This is a genomic window from Priestia sp. P5_B4, from assembly GCF_056400385.1.
Map to the genome: position 1 here is coordinate 1 of NZ_JBFULJ010001211.1, position 892 is coordinate 892.

General features: G+C 37.4%; 1 pseudogene. It reads right to left on the reverse strand.

The features are described 5' to 3' along the window. Positions 1-892 (reverse strand): annotated as a pseudogene (locus AC1DRF_RS30000) (Na+/H+ antiporter NhaC family protein); the annotation flags it as partial.

The following is an 892-nucleotide window of genomic DNA, read 5'->3' on the forward strand; positions in this document are numbered from 1 at the left end:
ACCGATAACAACAGGATAACGGACATTAAGTCATTGCCTCCTGTGATAAAACCATTAAGCAAATTCTGTAATGTAAAGCGCTGAAACAAGAAAAAAATGAGGGTAATTAACGTAGTCATAATTAAAGCTACTACCATCGCTTCTAGCACGTCTGCTTTAATAAATGCTTCAAAAAAGGTGTGACTCTTATGATGTCCACTCCACCATGTTAAAAGTAAGGTGAGTGAAATCACAACAAGTAAAGGCACTAACAGATTCCAAGGCTTAGAAGGCAAATCCTTCGATACGCAAGGGTGACAATCATGCCAATCTTTTTCGTCTTCTTCCTCAAGCTTCATAGGAGCTGTAGATGTTGAATGATGAAAAAAGCTTAAATAAATCCCTACTAAAATAATCACAATCGAAAAGAAATTATATGGAATGCTTTGAATGAACAAAGAATAAGCGTCTTGTTTTATGCCTTGGTGATCAATCGCCATTTGAATGATTGATACCATATATCCTACAAATKCCGTTGCCACGGGAATTAAGACGATAACAGGAGTAGCAGTTGTTTCAATAACAAACCCTAGCTCTGCTGTCGTCATTTTCACTTTTTTCAGCAGCGCTCTCATGATGGGCGCGATTGTAACAAAGCGAAATGTGGGAGCACTGAATGTTCCAATGGTTGAAACATAGGTTAAAATAAGGGCTTTTTTTCTTGTATCAATTCTTTCTGCAGCAGTTTCCACAAACCCCTTAACTCCTCCAGCCATCTTAATCATTCCGATAAGCCCTGAAAACGCGTATAAAAAGACAACGATTTCTATATTACTTTTGTTTCTAAGAGCTTGTACAACGTAGTGAAGTAGCTTTTCAACACCTCCAATAATCGAATGATCAATCAAATAAG